Here is a 14,525-nt window from a genome sequence, read left to right on the forward strand (position 1 = left end):
CGCGGGCGGTCAACGGGCTTGCACGTCCGGCCGGGCCTGCTAAGCCTCGGCGCCAAACAGGAGGCCGGGAATGAGCAAGAGCCTGAAACGCGTCCGTGCAGCCCTGGAGGCCGCCGGGATCGCCGCCGACATCAAGGAACTGGGCCAGACCCGCACCGCGCAAGAGGCCGCCGACGCGGTAGGCTGCCAGATCGACCAGATCGCCAAATCCATCATCTTTCGCGGGGAAAGCTCGGGCACGGCGCTGCTGTTCCTGACCGCTGGCGGCAACCGCGTCTGCGATACCAAGGCCGCGGCCCTGGCGGGGGAGGCGTTAGGCAAGGCCGACGCCGCCTTGATCCGCGCACAGACGGGGTTTGCCATCGGCGGCGTAGCCCCCATCGGGCACCTGAACCCGATCCACGCCTTTCTGGACCCCCGGTTGCTGGAGTTCACCACGATCTGGGCGGCGGCGGGCACACCGCGCCATGTCTTTGCGCTGGACCCGCATGTGCTGCCCGACCTGACAGGGGCGCAGGTGGCGGATTTCACGCTGTAGCAGAAACCGCAGTCGCGGCCCTTTCAAGACCCGCCGGGGGCGCCTACATCTGCGCCATGTCAGATACGCTTTGGGGCCTGCCCGATCCCGACCTGCACCGCGAGTTTTACGCGGATGTTCCGATCAAGCGCTTCGGCGCCTGGATCGTCGATACGCTGGTTATCATGGTGCTCAGCATTCTGGCGCTGCCCTTCACCGCCTTTGCCGCGGCTTTCGTCTTTCCGGCGTTCTACACCGTGATCGGCTTTGCCTACCGCACGGTGACGCTGTCGCGCGGCTCGGCGACCTGGGGCATGCGGCTGATGGCGCTGGAGATCCGCAACGGACGGGGCGAACGGCTGGAGGCGCGCGACGCCGCGCTGCACACGGCACTCTACACCGGCAGCATGCTGACGGTCCTGCCGCAGGTCGCCTCTATCGTGATGATGCTGACCGGCCCGCGCGCCCAGGGGCTGCCGGACATGATCCTGGGGACGGCGGCAATCAACCGGCCCGCGCGGGGCTGAGCAAACGGCCTTGGCAGCGCCGCCAAACCGATGTTAGCGTTTAAATAAATTCGAATGCAGGTGCCCAAACATGCGCCACACGCTTCCGCTTGCGCCGCAGTTTTACGTGACGGCCCCGCAGCCCTGCCCCTATCTGCCCCGGCGGATGGAGCGCAAACTGTTTACCGCGCTGCAGGGCGAGCAGGCCGAATTGCTGAACGACGCCCTGTCCAAGCAGGGCTTTCGCCGGTCGCAGAACGTGCTGTACCGCCCGGCCTGCGCCGATTGCAGCGCCTGCCTGTCGGCGCGTATCCGCGTCGCAGATTTCAAGCCCTCGCGCAGCCAGCGCAAGGCGCGCAACCGCAACGACGACCTGATGCGCAGCACCGGCGCCCCCTGGGCCACAGAGGAACAATATGCCCTGTTCCGGCGCTATCTTGAATCGCGCCACGCCGATGGCGGCATGGCCGACATGGATATCTTCGAATTTGCCGCGATGATCGAGGAGACCCCGGTCCGCTCGCGCGTGGTGGAATATACCGGCCAACCCGCCGAGGGCAGCGCGCATCGGCCCCTGGTCGGCGTCTGCCTGACCGACATCCTGGATGACGGGCTGTCCATGGTCTATTCCTTCTATGAACCGGACCGCGCCAAACGCTCGATCGGGACGCATGTGATCCTGGACCATGTGGAAATGGCGCGCGAGGCGGGGCTGCCCTATGTCTATCTCGGCTACTGGGTGCCGGGCAGTACCAAGATGGGGTACAAGGCCCGCTTTTCGGCGCTGGAAATCTACAAGGGTGGCGCCTGGCAGGATCTGGGCGATCCGGGCGACCATGGCAGCGTGACCCATCCGCTGTCGGTTGCGCCCATCGCCGAACAGGTCGCACGCATCAGCCTACCCGACACCCGCAGCACAGGCTGAGGGTCAGAGGCCGCTTTCCCTTGACACGGATGCGAAGGACCGCGCCCCGGGGGGCGCGGCCGCACTCAGCCATTCGGCAGCAGGCTGGGAATGATCGTGACGATCCCGGGGAAGAAATACAGCAGCCCCAGCCCCAGAACCTGGATCACCACGAAGGGGACGACGCCGCGATAGATATGCATCGTTGTCACCTCCTTCGGTGCAACCCCCCTGAGATAGAACAGCGCAAAGCCGAAAGGCGGCGTCAGGAAGCTGGTCTGCAGGTTGACCGCGATCATGATCGTCACCCATTTCGGATCGAAGGCACCGCCATAGATGACCGGCCCGACAATCGGGATCACGATGTAGATGATTTCCAGGAAATCCAGAACGAAGCCCAGGATGAACAGCACCAGCATCACGATGAGGAACACCTTCACCTCGTCGTCGAAGCTGCGCAGGAATTGCTGAATGTAGTGTTCCCCGCCAAAGGAGATCACCACAAGGTTCAGCAGTTGCGACCCGATCAGGATGGTAAACACCATCGACGTGACCTTGGCCGTTTCCCGCACCACCGGCGGCAGCACGCCGGACCGGAACAGCACCCAGCAGGAATAAAGAATGCCGAACATCGCGAAGTGATAGCTGCCCTGCGCAACGAAGAAGGCAATCCAGTCCTCCACCGGGACGGTTTCACGCTGAATGCGCAGATCGAAATTCACCCCGGCCAGGATCATCACGACAATCGCGAAAGAGGCCCAGATGATCGTCTTGCCGGTGCTGTTTTCCTCTTTCAGTTTGCGATAGGCCGCCAGCATCAGCGCCCCGCCGGCCCCAAGCGCCGCGGCGGGCGTGGGGTTGGTGATGCCGCCCAGGATGGAGCCCAGCACCGCGACGATCAGCACAAGCGGCGGAAAGACGACGCGCAGCAGATCCGACTGGCCCAGCATCCCCACGGCCTGGCGCACCCCGTAAAGCGTGACCGCCAAGGGCAGTGCCAGAATCAGGAACCCGCGCCCGGGCGAGGCATCGGGCGCGATCAGCAGCGCATCGGCCAACAGCGCCAGCGCCACCCCGGCGCCACCGATCAGCAGCGGGCGCGGGTTGGCCCCGGGCACCACGCCGCGCGCGGTCACCAGCAACAGCGACAGCAGAACGAAGCTAATCAGCGTTCCAGTGCCGATCGCTGGTGCGGCGGCGATCTTGTCGGCGCGCGCCTGGGTCATTTCCTCGGCGCTCAACTGGCGCGATTGCTGAACCCCGCCGGCCGCCTCGATGGCCTGCTGCTGGGCCACCGCGCGATCCCATTTTTCCTGCCCGTGCAGGTCGATCATCGCGGCCTTGCACTGGTCGGACACGTTCGTGCGCAGCGCCGCGCCCTCGCCCTGCGAGGTCTGGCTGCTGACCGTCAGATCCTGGCTGCCGGCGACACCCAGCTGCACCGCCAGGACGGCAACGGCGATCACACCCGTCGGCACATAGACGAACCAGGTCAGCGCGGACTGCCGGCCCGCACCCGCCCTGGCGGTCCCGTCCCCGCGTACCGGCGGCGCCTTGGACGGGTTAAACAGGGCAAAGCCGAAGGCGTATGCCGCATAAAGCACCGCCAGCATGATTCCGGGCAACAGGGCGGCCTGGAACAGGGTGCCGACTGATACGACCGCCGCCTCGCCCAGATAGGTCAGCGCGTCGGAACAGCCCACCATCTGGGCGCGCTGCTCCTGGCCGACGGCGTAAAGGTCGCCCGCCAGCGTCCCCAGCAGCACGATCACGATAGAGGGCGGAATGATCTGCCCCAACGTGCCACTGGCCGCGATAACCCCGGTGGCCAGTTCCGGCGAATACTTGTTGCGCAGCATGGTCGGCAGCGACAGCAGCCCCATGGTAACCACCGTCGCCCCCACGATGCCCGTCGAGGCCGCCAGGAACGCCCCCACGACCACCACCGACACTGCCAGGCCGCCGGGCAGCGGCCCAAAGATCCGCGCCATGGTGGTCAGCAGGTCGTTGGCGATCCGCGACCGTTCCAGCGTGATGCCCATCAGCACGAACATCAGCACCGCCAGCAGGGTCTCGATCGACTGGCCGGCGAGAACGCGTTCGTTCATCCGGTTGACGATAAAGCTGATGTTGCGGTCCAGCGCGGTTTCCCAGCCGCGCGGGAACAGCGCCGTGTCATAGGTTGGCAACTCTGGGTATCGGAAGGTGGAAATCGCGTTCGGGTGCACCCCCTGCGCGACCAGCGCGTTATAGGCCGCGCTGCCGGTATCCACCGCCTGGTGGATCAGCAGCCCCGCGCTGTCCAGCGATGCGATAATCCCAAAGGAAATGACCGCCGACCCGCCGATGGCAAAGGCCACCGGAAAGCCCGACAAGATGCCCCCGAAGAGGCACAGAAAAACGATGATCAGGCCGAGTTCGACGCCGTCCAGTCCGAATAGCATATGCCCTGCCCTGCCCCTTTAATGCGTGCCTTCGTAGGCTTCTTCACCCGCGCCCAGGCTGTCGCGGTCCAGGTATTTTCCAGCGCTTTCCTCGCCCTCCACGAATTCGAGGAAAGAGCGGTAGAAGAACGCGATAGCCTGCAGGAACACCATGGCCGTGAACGCCACCAGCAGTACCTTGAACAGGAAGTAGCCGTTGAACCCGTTGGGCGAAAACCCGATGGTTTCCACGTTCCAGCGCAGCGCGCGGGACTTCATCAACAACCGCTCCAGCGTGTCGCTGGCCGAGGGTTTCGGCGTGATGAGGTGCCGCCACATGAAGTACCAGCCATACATCCAGGTCAGGACCGCCGCCGGCATCATGAAAAACAGCGACCCGAACATGTCGATGGCGCGCTTGGCCCGGTGGCCGACGGCAGAATAGATCAGGTCAACCCGCACATGGCCGGACTGGACAAAGGTGTAGCTGGCACACAGACACACGATCATCGCGTTATAGAGTTTCAGTTCCTCGCCCCACCAGGACAGATCCTTGGCAAAGGCATAGCCCAGCGGCCCGACCTGGATTTCCGCCACGCGGAAGATGCGTTGCAGGAAGACGATCATGATCTGCTGCAGAACCATCAGAAGACCGGCCCAGGCAAAGAAGCGGCCCACCGTGTTGGCAAACCCCTCCAGCACGCGCACCGCCCCCCACATGATGGAGCGCCGCCATATCCCCAGTGCGGTCAGCACCAGGAAGGCGGTGAAGACGACGAAGAAGAACTCCACCGACCCGCCATAATAGACGAAGCGCATAAGTGCCTGTTTGTCCGACCAGTCCAGCCACAGCCCCGGATGCGTGATCGCATATCCGAAGTTGTAGAAGGCCAGGCCGATATTCTGAAAGAACCACAGAATGCCGTCCAGCATCCCCTACCCCCGTTTGCCCCGCCCAATGCGAGATCGGTGATTGGCACCCCCGGCCCGGCATGGGCCGGGGGGCGTTGTCAGAAAGCGCCGATCAGAGCGAAGCGATACGGTCGCGCTGCGCGGTAAAGACCGCCTGCGAGCGGCTGTTCCAGCCGGCAGAGGCCTTCAGCGAGGCCATGTAGCTGTCGTAGCACTTCTTGTAGATTTCATCGTCCATCGGCTCGGCGATCACCTCTTCGGCGGCCTGACCGAAGGCGTCCCAGACGCTGTCGGGGAATTCCAGAACCTGCACGCCATTGGCTTGCAGACGCTGCAGCGCCGCGCCGTTATTGGCCATGAACTGCGCCATGTTCCAGACGTTGCAGGCGCCCGTGGCCTGCTCGACCGCGGCCTGCTGCGACGGCGTCAGGCTTTCGTAGACATCCAGGTTCATGGTCATGTTCAGGTTCGGCCCCGGCTCGTGGAAACCGGCGGTGTAATAGAACTTGGTGATCTCGAAGAATCCGGCCTTTTCGTCGGCCCAGGGGCCGATCCACTCGGTCCCGTCGATCGCGCCCGAGGCCAGCGCCTGATACACCTCGGCGCCGGGCAGGTTCTGGACAGAGGCGCCCAGCTTGCCCATCACCTGGCCGCCCTGGCCCGGCATGCGGAACTTGAGGCCCTGGAAATCCTCGGGGCCGTTGATTTCCTTGCGATACCAACCGCCGGCCTGCGGGCCGGTGTTGCCCGCCGGGAAGCACTTCAGCCCGAAGATCGAGTACAGTTCGTCGGCCAGTTCGCGGCCACCGGCATGGTGGAACCAGTTGGCGTATTCCTGGAAGGTCATGCCGAAGGGCACCTGGCTGAAGAAGGAAAGCGCCGGATGCTGGCCGAGGAAGTAATAATCCACGGCGTGGTACATGTCGGCCTGCCCAGACGAAACCGCGTCGAACACCTCAAAGGCGCCGACCAGTTCGCCCGCGGCCTTCAGGTCGACGGTCACCTGGCCATCGGTAATCGCGGTGATCGCATCGGCGCAATACTGCGCGGCATCATGCACGCCCGCCAGACCGCGACCCCAGGTCGTGACCATGGTCAGCGTGCGCTTGCCCTGCGCATAGGCCGGCGCGGCCAGCGTCGATGCCGCTGCGGCACTTCCGCCCAGTGCCGAAGTCTTCAGAAAAGAACGACGATCCATAACGTTTCCTCCCGGTTGACGCCCGCCCCTATGGACGGGCGGATCGTTAATGCGGGCAATCTAACGGGTGGTTTGGCACAGATAAATAGCCAGAACGCCGGGTTCGCGAAAAATCTGTAAGGTGAATTGACCAGTTCGGTACAATTCTTGTTCAGCGGCAGGGTGTCCGCGCAGTGCGGGACATAGGCGATTCGCGGTGCCCGCCGCGCAAGGGCGGGCACCACGCAGGGCCGTTTAGCCCATCACCCGGTCACGCTGGGCGCGATAGGTGCCTTCAGACGCCTGAATCCAGGCCGAGGAGGATTTCATCGACGCGCGGTAGCTGTCCAGCACGCGATCATAGATGTCGCCGTCGCGGTTTTCCTCCAGCGCCTCGATCGCCGCCTGACCGAAGGCATCCCAGACCGAGTCGGGGAAGGTCATCAGCCGCACGCCCTGCCCCGAAAGCCGCGCCAGAGCTGCGCCGTTTTCCGACAGGAACTGCGCCAGCGTTTCCTGGTGCACCTGCGCGGCCACGGTTTCGATGATGCCCTGCTGAACCGGCGTCAGGCTTTCGAACAGGTCGCGGTTGGTGGCCAGGCTCAGCGCTGTGCCCGGCTCGTGGAAGCCGGCGGTGTAGTAGTATTCGGCCACTTCGAAGAAGCCGGCCTTTTCGTCGGCCCAGGGTCCGACCCACTCGGTGCCGTCGATGGCCCCGGTGGACAGCGCCTGATAGACCTCGCCGCCGGGGATGTTCTGCACACTGGCGCCCAGCTTGCCCAGAGCCTGGCCGCCCAGGCCGGGCATGCGGAACTTCAGCCCCTGGAAATCCTCGGGGCTGGTGATCTCGCGCCGGTACCAACCACCGGCCTGCGACCCGGTATTGCCCGCCAGGAAGGATTTCAGACCGAAGATCTGGCCCAGCTCGTCATGCAGGGCATGGCCGTCCGCGCGATAGTACCAGTTGATCTGTTCTTGCGCGGTCATGCCGAAGGGCACGGTCGCAAAGAAGGCATAGGCCGGGTGCTGGTTGACGAAGTAGTAATCGCCCGAATGATACATGTCCGCCTGGCCCGCGGACACGGCGTCGAACACCTCGAACGCGCCGACCAGTTCACCGGCGGCCTTCAGTTCGACCGTCAGTTGCCCGTCGGTCAGCGCGGTGATGCGATCGGCGCAGGCCTGCGCCGCATCGTGCAGCCCGGCCATGCCCCGCGCCCAGCTGGTCACCAGCGTCAGTTGACGTTTGCCCTGCGCATAGGCGGGCGCGGCCAGCGCGGCGGCGCTGCCACCGGCGGCCAGCGCGGTACCCTTCAGAAATCCACGTCGGTTCATGATCTCTCCTCTTGATCCGCCCGGGCCGAGGCATCCCCGCCCCGCCCGGACCCCGTGACGGAGGCGACGGTAGCCCCGCCCGCAGACCTGCGCGAGGGGGTGGCCGATGCGATTTCGTCATGGCGGAAATGCCCGAATTGCAACGCCTTCTTTCAGGGAAATGCGCAAGCGGGCCAATCTGGGAAAGATGTGCAAAGGTTTGAATTGCCGCAGGGCATCATTCTTCGCCCATTTCCCGGTTGACCCGATGCACGCCCCCCCATACTGTGCCGCGCACACAGGCAGGAGCCCAAGGCGATGGAACGGATTCTCGTAGTAGCGACCGACAGGCGCATGGACGGCTAGACCGCTCCTTGGGTTTCCCCCATGCGCCCCCGCCAGAACGGGGGCTTTTTTATGTCCGGCCGACGGAGAGCACGGAGACAGAGATGACACAGATGACCGGCGCAAAAATGGTGGTTCAGGCCCTGAAGGATCAGGGCGTCGAGGTCGTATTCGGCTACCCCGGCGGCGCCGTGCTTCCGATCTATGACGAGATCTTTCAGCAGACCGAGATCCGCCACATCCTGGTGCGCCACGAACAGGCCGCCGTCCACGCCGCCGAGGGTTATGCCCGCTCCACCGGCAAGCCGGGCGTTGTGCTGGTCACCTCCGGCCCCGGGGCCACGAACGCGGTCACGGGCATCACCGATGCGCTGATGGACTCGATCCCGCTGGTCGTGCTGACGGGCCAGGTTCCGACCTTCATGGTCGGCAACGACGCCTTTCAAGAGGCTGACACGGTCGGCATCACCCGCCCCTGCACCAAGCATAACTGGCTGGTCAAGGACACCGACGCGCTAGCCGACACGATCCACCAGGCCTTTCACGTCGCCACCAGCGGGCGCCCGGGGCCGGTGCTGGTCGACATCCCCAAGGACGTGCAGTTCGCCGAGGGCACCTATGTCGAACCGCGCGCGGCCAAGACCGGGCACTATCAGCCCAAGGTCAAGGGCGACAAGGAGATGATCACCCGCCTGGTCGAGGCGATGGAAACCGCCGAGCGACCGATCTTCTATACCGGCGGCGGCGTCATCAATTCGGGCGACGCGGCAACGCAGCTGTTGCGCGAATTCGTGGATGCCACCGGCTTTCCGATCACCTCTACCCTGATGGGGCTGGGGTCATATCCTGCCAGCGGCAAGGGATGGCTGGGCATGCTGGGGATGCATGGCCTTTACGAGGCCAACCTGGCGATGCATGACTGCGACCTGATGATCAATATCGGCGCCCGTTTCGACGACCGGATCACCGGGCGCGTGGCCGATTTCAGCCCGCATTCGCGCAAGGCGCATATCGACATCGACCCCTCCTCGATCAACAAGACGATCCGGGTAGAGATGCCCATCGTCGGCGATGTGGCCCATGTGCTGGAGGATGCGCTGCGCATCTGGAAATCGCGCGGGCGCAAGGTCAACAAGGCCGCCCTGGCCGAGTGGTGGGCCCAGATCGAGGAATGGCGCAAGGTGGAATGCCTGCGCTACCGGAATTCCGACAAGATCATCAAGCCGCAATATGCGTTGCAGCGGCTGGAGGCACTGACCAAGGACCGCAAGGATCGCTACATCTGCACCGAGGTCGGGCAGCACCAGATGTGGGCCGCGCAGTTCCTGGGCTTCGAGGCGCCGAACCGCTGGATGACCTCCGGCGGGTTGGGCACGATGGGCTATGGCTTCCCGGCCTCTATCGGGGTGCAGATCGCCCACCCGGACGCGCTGGTCATCAACGTGGCGGGCGAAGGGTCGTGGCTGATGAACATGCAGGAAATGGGAACCGCGGTGCAGTATTCCCTGCCGGTCAAGCAGTTCATCCTGAACAACGAACGCCTGGGCATGGTGCGCCAGTGGCAATCCCTGCTGCACGGCAACCGCTATTCGCATTCCTGGTCCGAGGCGCTGCCCGATTTCGTCAAGCTGGCAGAGGCCTTTGGCGCCAAGGGCATCCAGTGTTCCGACCCCGCCGATCTGGACGACGCAATCGCCGAGATGCTGGCCCATGACGGGCCGGTGATCTTTGACTGCCTCGTCGAAAAGCACGAAAACTGCTACCCGATGATCCCGTCGGGCGAGCCGCATCACAAGATGCTGCTGGGCGAGGACACGGGCGAGGACGCGATCAAGGCCGGCGGCGCGGTGCTGGTTTAGACTGGGAGCGGGGGGCTGTCTGCCCCCCGTCCCCGGCCAGGGCCGGGGACTCCCCCCGAGGGTATTTTGACCAAGAAGAAGAGACATGGCAGCAGCACTCAACATCCAGAAGGGCACGTCGAAGCATTCCGCCTACGACCTGCGCGACCCCAATGCCGAGGCCGTGGAGCGTCATACGCTGGCGGTCATCGTCGACAACGAGGCCGGTGTCCTGGCCCGCGTGATCGGGCTGTTCTCTGGCCGGGGCTACAACATCGACAGCCTGACCGTGGCCGAGGTCGATCACGAGGGGCACCGTTCGCGCATCACCATCGTCACCACCGGCACGCCCGCGGTGATCGACCAGATCAAGGCGCAACTGGGCCGGATCGTGCCCGTGCACGAGGTGCACGACCTGACCGTCGAGGGCCCCTCGGTCGAGCGGGAACTGGCGCTGTTCAAGGTGGTCAGCGGCGGCGACAAGCGGGTAGAAGCGCTGCGCCTGGCGGATATCTTCCGTGCGAACGTGGTGGATTCCACGCTGGAAAGCTTCGTCTTCGAAATCACCGGCACCCCGCAGAAGGTGGATGCCTTCGGCGAGCTGATGCGCCCGCTGGGCCTGACGGAAATGGCGCGCACGGGCATCGCGGCGTTGTCGCGCGGAAGCTGATCCCTAGCGGGCCAACACCGCCAGGTCATCGGCGCCCAGCACCAGCCGTTCGCCATAGGCAAAGCGGCAGGCCCAGTCCGGATCGCGCCCCAGCAGGTGCACCGCGGCCCGCATCTGCCCGGCATGGGTGACGGCCAGCCATCCGTCCGCCGCGCTGCATTCGGCCAGGAAACCGGCCGCGCGCGCGGCGAACTGGGCCACGCTCTCGCCGCCATGGGGGCGCGCGTGCCAGAAATCGGCGGCCCAGGTGTCCAGTTCGGCGCGCGGCACCGCGTCCCAGGCTAAGCCTTCCCACGATCCGAAATCGATCTCGGTCAAAGCCGGGGCAACCTCTGCCGCGATGCCCTGGGCCTGCCCGATCCGCTCTGCCAGCAGGCGGCAGCGCTGCAACGGGCTGGTCAGCAGGCGCGTCACGGGGGGCAAGCCGGCGATCAGCGCGCGGGCCTCGGCCTCGAAATCCGGGCCCGGTGGCAGGTCGAGTCGCCCGTAACAGGTGCCCGGCGCCACCTCGGGCGCGGTATGGCGCAGCAGGGTCAGGCCCATGCCAGCAGCTCCAGCAGGATTGCCGTTTCCCCCAGTTGCTGCGCCGCGCCCAGCCCGTCGCCGGTCTGCCCGCCCAGGCGCCGGCGCATCATCCGGCCCAGCCACAGCGTGACCAGGACCGCCGCAATCAACGCGGTCACGGCTGCCACGATCCCGGCGGTCGCCATCAGCACCAGCAGGGCCGCAGCGCCCCCCGCCAAGGCAATCGGCCAGCCCATGGGCCCCAGCCCGACACTGGCAAACACCGCCTTGCCCTCGGCCCGCGCATAGGGCAACGCGGCCGACAGCGCCAGCGTGGACAACCGGCTGAGGCCATGCGCCCCCACCAGCGCGCCGGCCGCCGCAGCCCCCAACCCCGCCAGTGCCGCGACCTTCAGCGCCAGCACCAGTCCCAGCGTGACCGCGCCGTAGCTGCCGATGCGGCTGTCGCGCATGATCTCCAGCGCGCGTTCGCGCGTCGCCCCGCCGCCCAGACCATCGGCCATGTCAGCCAAACCGTCCTCGTGCAGGGCACCGGTTAGACGCACCCCCGCCGCCACCGCCAGCAACGCGGCGACGACAGGCGGAAAGACCAGCGCCGACAGCGCGTAGACGGCGGCCAAGCCGCCGCCGATCGCCAGGCCGACAAGGGGGAAATACCGCATGGCATGCCCCATGCGTTCCGGCGTGTAGCCGGGGGCAAAGGGCAGCGGCAGGCGCGTCAGGAACTGCACCGCCAACAGGACAAGGCGCCCCTCTTCGGCCAGCCGCCCGGTCATGCCGGCCCCGTCACGCCCGCATCGTCGAAACTGGCCATTTCGTTCAGCATCGCCGTGGCGGCCTTCAGCAACGGCCAGGCCAGCAGCGCGCCGGTCCCCTCGCCCAGCCGCAGGTTCAGCGACAACAGGGGCTTGGCCTCCAGCGCCTCAAGCAGCGCGCCGTGGCCCTGTTCCTCGGAATGGTGGGCAAAAACCATGGCGCCGCGACATTCCGGGGCCAGCCGCACGGCGGCCAGCGCGGCAGAGGTGGCGATGAAGCCGTCCACGATCACCACCTTGCCTGCGGCGGCGGCGCCCTGCATCGCGCCCGCCATCATCGCGATCTCGAACCCGCCATATTCGGCCAGCGCCTGCGCCGGGGACAGATCGCCCGTGCGCGCCGCGGCCCGTTCCAGCACCGCGCGCTTGTGCGACAGGCCCGCATCGTCCAGCCCGGTGCCACGGCCCACCAGCACGTCCAGCCCAACGCCGGTCAGCTTGTGCCCCAACGCGGCGGCCGTGGCGGTATTACCGATCCCCATCTCGCCAAAGGCCACTGCGTCCCAGTCGCCCTCGCCCCCCAGGGCGCGGCCGGTTTCCAGCGCCTGGTCGCATTGCGCCGCACTCATCGCCGGGCCAGTCAGGAAACTGGCCGTGCCCGCGCCCACGCGCCGGTCGATCAGCCCTTCGGCGCCCATCGGATCGCCCGCAATCCCCGCATCGACCACCCGCAGTTCGACGCCGGCGCTGCGCGCAAAGGCATTCGCCGCCGCGCCGCCGGCCAGGTAGTTCAGCACCATCTGCTGCGTCACCTCCTGCGGGAAAGCCGACACGCCCTCGGCCGCGATGCCGTGATCCGCAGCAAAAATCGTCATCTGACAGCGCTGCATGCGCGGGCTCAGGCTGTTCTGCACCGTGGCGATCTGCGCGGCCAGCGCCTCGATCCGGCCGAGCGAGCCGACGGGCTTGGTCTTGAGGTCGATCTTGCGTTGCAGGGCTTCGGCAAATGGTGTCTCTAGGGTCATGCTCGCTCCAAGATATGGTGTGCGCGCTTTCTATGCCGCCCGCCCCCGGGCATCAATCGCCAAGCCATCAAATCAGAGGCCCGCCGCGTGCAACGCCCCGTCCCCCTTCTTCTTGGTCAAAATACCCATGGCCGATCCGTGCCACCGGGCACGCGGCCATGACACGGGCGCTGATGATCCAGGGCACCGGCTCCAACGTCGGGAAATCGGTACTGGTGGCGGGCCTGTGCCGGGTGGCGCTGCGGCGCGGGCTGTCGGTGGCGCCGTTCAAGCCGCAGAACATGTCCAACAACGCCGCCGTCACCGCCGATGGCGGCGAGATCGGGCGCGCACAGGCGTTGCAGGCCCGCGCCTGCGGGCGCGACCTGCACAGCGACATGAACCCGGTGCTGCTAAAACCCGAAACCGACACCGGCGCGCAGGTGGTGGTGCAGGGGCGCGCACGCGGGGCGTTGAACGCCCGTGATTTCGGGGCCCGCAAGCGGGATCTGATGCCGGCGGTTCTGGACAGTTTCACCCGGCTGGCGCGCAGCGCCGATCTGGTCCTGGTCGAGGGGGCGGGCAGCCCGGCCGAGGTCAACCTGCGCGCGGGCGACATCGCCAACATGGGCTTTGCCCGGGCCGCTTGCGTGCCCGTGGTACTGGTCGGCGATATCGACCGGGGCGGGGTGATCGCGCAGATCGTCGGCACGCAGGCGGTGCTGGACCCGGCCGATGCGGCCATGATCCGCGGCTTTGCCATCAACAAGTTCCGGGGCGAGCCGCGCCTCTTCGACGAGGGGTACCGTTTCATCGCGCAGCGCACCGGCTGGCCCGGCCTGGGCGTCGTGCCGTGGTTCGACGGGGCCGCCCGCCTGCCAGCCGAGGACGCGGTGGATCTGGGCGGCCCCGCACGGCACGACGGCTTTCACATCGTCTGCCCGATGCTGTCGCGCATTGCCAATTTCGATGACCTCGACCCGCTGAAACTGGAACCGGGCGTGCGGCTGCGCATGATACCCCCCGGCCAGCCCCTGCCCGCCGATGCGGATCTGGTGATCCTGCCCGGCACCAAATCCACACGCGGCGATCTGGCCTTCCTGCGCGCGCAGGGCTGGGACGTGGACATCGCCGCCCATGTGCGCCGCGGCGGGCATGTGCTGGGGCTATGCGGCGGCTACCAGATGCTTGGCCAGCGCATCCTGGACCCGGAGGGGCTGGAGGGGCCGGCCGGCGCAACCGACGGTCTGGGCCTGCTGGACATCGAAACGGTGATGCAGCCCGACAAGACCCTGACGCGTGTCGCCGCCATCCATGCGGAAACGGGCGCGGCGTTCTCGGGCTATGAAATCCACATCGGCGCGACCGAGGGGCCCGACCGCGCCCGCCCCTTTGCCCATGTTGCGGGCGTGCCCGAGGGGGCCGTGTCGATAGACGGCCGCGTGGCGGGCAGCTATCTGCACGGCCTGTTTTCCGAGGACGGGTTCCGCCGCGCGTGGTTGGCCCGGCTGGGCGTCGCTGCGGGCGCGCAGGGCTATGACGCGGCGATCGACGACACGCTGGATGCCCTGGCCGCGCATCTGGAACGCCATATGGATCTGGACACGCTGTTCGCGGCGGCGGCCCCGGTCTGAC

General features: G+C 66.4%; 13 protein-coding genes. 6 read left to right on the plus strand and 7 right to left on the minus strand.

Annotation, left to right across the window (positions count from 1 at the left end; translation table 11 throughout):
* Nucleotides 1–70 precede the first annotated feature (70 nt).
* The 3 genes from EV656_RS03990 to EV656_RS04000 all read left to right on the plus strand — a co-directional run bounded on the left by EV656_RS03990 (nt 71) and on the right by EV656_RS04000 (nt 1,948).
* A complete protein-coding gene (locus EV656_RS03990; RefSeq protein WP_132599725.1) occupies nt 71–538 on the plus strand; it encodes a YbaK/EbsC family protein in 468 nt (155 codons plus the stop codon).
* Nucleotides 539–594: 56 nt separating this feature from the next.
* Nucleotides 595–1,044, plus strand: coding sequence for an RDD family protein (locus tag EV656_RS03995; RefSeq protein ID WP_132599728.1), 450 nt, complete (start codon nt 595–597; stop codon nt 1,042–1,044).
* 70 nt (nt 1,045–1,114) lie between these two features.
* A complete protein-coding gene (locus EV656_RS04000; RefSeq protein ID WP_132599731.1) occupies nt 1,115–1,948 on the plus strand; it encodes an arginyltransferase in 834 nt (277 codons plus the stop codon).
* Between the two features lie 65 nt (nt 1,949–2,013).
* Here the strand turns inward: EV656_RS04000 and EV656_RS04005 are convergent, their stop codons facing one another.
* The 4 genes from EV656_RS04005 to EV656_RS04020 all read right to left on the minus strand — a co-directional run bounded on the left by EV656_RS04005 (nt 2,014) and on the right by EV656_RS04020 (nt 7,774).
* Complete coding sequence (locus EV656_RS04005; protein ID WP_132599734.1) at nt 2,014–4,371, minus strand: TRAP transporter large permease; 2,358 nt, start codon at nt 4,369–4,371, stop codon at nt 2,014–2,016.
* Between the two features lie 18 nt (nt 4,372–4,389).
* Nucleotides 4,390–5,283, minus strand: a complete 894-nt coding sequence (locus EV656_RS04010; protein ID WP_132599737.1) for a TRAP transporter small permease subunit — start codon at nt 5,281–5,283, stop codon at nt 4,390–4,392.
* Between the two features lie 91 nt (nt 5,284–5,374).
* Complete coding sequence (locus EV656_RS04015; RefSeq protein WP_132599740.1) at nt 5,375–6,460, minus strand: TRAP transporter substrate-binding protein; 1,086 nt, start codon at nt 6,458–6,460, stop codon at nt 5,375–5,377.
* 234 nt (nt 6,461–6,694) lie between these two features.
* Nucleotides 6,695–7,774: a TRAP transporter substrate-binding protein gene (locus tag EV656_RS04020; RefSeq protein ID WP_132599743.1), complete on the minus strand. Its 1,080-nt coding sequence runs from the start codon at nt 7,772–7,774 to the stop codon at nt 6,695–6,697.
* Between the two features lie 428 nt (nt 7,775–8,202).
* Between EV656_RS04020 and EV656_RS04025 the strand changes: the two genes are divergently transcribed.
* Both EV656_RS04025 and ilvN read left to right on the plus strand, forming a co-directional pair.
* Nucleotides 8,203–9,957, plus strand: coding sequence for an acetolactate synthase 3 large subunit (locus tag EV656_RS04025; RefSeq protein WP_132599746.1), 1,755 nt, complete (start codon nt 8,203–8,205; stop codon nt 9,955–9,957).
* A gap of 85 nt (nt 9,958–10,042) precedes the next feature.
* Nucleotides 10,043–10,606 carry an acetolactate synthase small subunit gene (gene ilvN / locus EV656_RS04030; protein ID WP_132599749.1) on the plus strand — a complete coding sequence of 188 codons (564 nt, stop codon included), beginning with the start codon at nt 10,043–10,045 and terminating at the stop codon, nt 10,604–10,606.
* A gap of 3 nt (nt 10,607–10,609) precedes the next feature.
* On the opposite strand, the gene EV656_RS04035 is transcribed toward ilvN, so the two are convergent.
* The 3 genes from EV656_RS04035 to cobT are packed head-to-tail and all read right to left on the minus strand — an operon-like array spanning nt 10,610 to nt 12,911.
* Nucleotides 10,610–11,149, minus strand: a complete 540-nt coding sequence (locus tag EV656_RS04035) for a histidine phosphatase family protein (protein WP_132599752.1) — start codon at nt 11,147–11,149, stop codon at nt 10,610–10,612.
* Nucleotides 11,140–11,907, minus strand: coding sequence for an adenosylcobinamide-GDP ribazoletransferase (gene cobS, locus EV656_RS04040; RefSeq protein WP_132599755.1), 768 nt, complete (start codon nt 11,905–11,907; stop codon nt 11,140–11,142). The genes EV656_RS04035 and cobS overlap by 10 nt, the downstream gene beginning before the upstream one ends.
* Nucleotides 11,904–12,911 carry a nicotinate-nucleotide--dimethylbenzimidazole phosphoribosyltransferase gene (cobT, locus tag EV656_RS04045; protein WP_132599758.1) on the minus strand — a complete coding sequence of 336 codons (1,008 nt, stop codon included), beginning with the start codon at nt 12,909–12,911 and terminating at the stop codon, nt 11,904–11,906. Before cobT ends, cobS begins: the two co-directional genes overlap by 4 nt.
* A 158-nt stretch (nt 12,912–13,069) precedes the next feature.
* Here cobT and EV656_RS04050 point away from each other — a divergent pair, with 158 nt between their 5' ends.
* The gene (locus tag EV656_RS04050; protein WP_132599761.1) at nt 13,070–14,524 is read left to right on the plus strand and encodes a cobyric acid synthase; all 1,455 of its coding nucleotides are present in this window, start codon (nt 13,070–13,072) and stop codon (nt 14,522–14,524) included.
* The last annotated feature ends 1 nt before the right edge of the window (nt 14,525 follow it).

This window comes from Rhodovulum adriaticum, assembly GCF_004345735.1.
Classification (GTDB): Bacteria; Pseudomonadota; Alphaproteobacteria; order Rhodobacterales; family Rhodobacteraceae; genus Rhodovulum; species Rhodovulum adriaticum.

Excerpts from the sequence above, each read along its gene's own strand:
- EV656_RS03990 (WP_132599725.1), top strand. The coding sequence starts at position 71 with ATGAGCAAGAGCCTGAAACGCGTCCGTGCAGCCCTGGAGGCCGCCGGG.
- EV656_RS03995 (WP_132599728.1), top strand. The coding sequence starts at position 595 with ATGTCAGATACGCTTTGGGGCCTGCCCGATCCCGACCTGCACCGCGAG.
- EV656_RS04000 (WP_132599731.1), top strand. The coding sequence starts at position 1,115 with ATGCGCCACACGCTTCCGCTTGCGCCGCAGTTTTACGTGACGGCCCCG.
- EV656_RS04005 (WP_132599734.1), bottom strand. The coding sequence starts at position 4,371 with ATGCTATTCGGACTGGACGGCGTCGAACTCGGCCTGATCATCGTTTTT.
- EV656_RS04010 (WP_132599737.1), bottom strand. The coding sequence starts at position 5,283 with ATGCTGGACGGCATTCTGTGGTTCTTTCAGAATATCGGCCTGGCCTTC.
- EV656_RS04015 (WP_132599740.1), bottom strand. The coding sequence starts at position 6,460 with ATGGATCGTCGTTCTTTTCTGAAGACTTCGGCACTGGGCGGAAGTGCC.
- EV656_RS04020 (WP_132599743.1), bottom strand. The coding sequence starts at position 7,774 with ATGAACCGACGTGGATTTCTGAAGGGTACCGCGCTGGCCGCCGGTGGC.
- EV656_RS04025 (WP_132599746.1), top strand. The coding sequence starts at position 8,203 with ATGACACAGATGACCGGCGCAAAAATGGTGGTTCAGGCCCTGAAGGAT.
- ilvN (WP_132599749.1), top strand. The coding sequence starts at position 10,043 with ATGGCAGCAGCACTCAACATCCAGAAGGGCACGTCGAAGCATTCCGCC.
- EV656_RS04035 (WP_132599752.1), bottom strand. The coding sequence starts at position 11,149 with ATGGGCCTGACCCTGCTGCGCCATACCGCGCCCGAGGTGGCGCCGGGC.
- cobS (WP_132599755.1), bottom strand. The coding sequence starts at position 11,907 with ATGACCGGGCGGCTGGCCGAAGAGGGGCGCCTTGTCCTGTTGGCGGTG.
- cobT (WP_132599758.1), bottom strand. The coding sequence starts at position 12,911 with ATGACCCTAGAGACACCATTTGCCGAAGCCCTGCAACGCAAGATCGAC.
- EV656_RS04050 (WP_132599761.1), top strand. The coding sequence starts at position 13,070 with ATGACACGGGCGCTGATGATCCAGGGCACCGGCTCCAACGTCGGGAAA.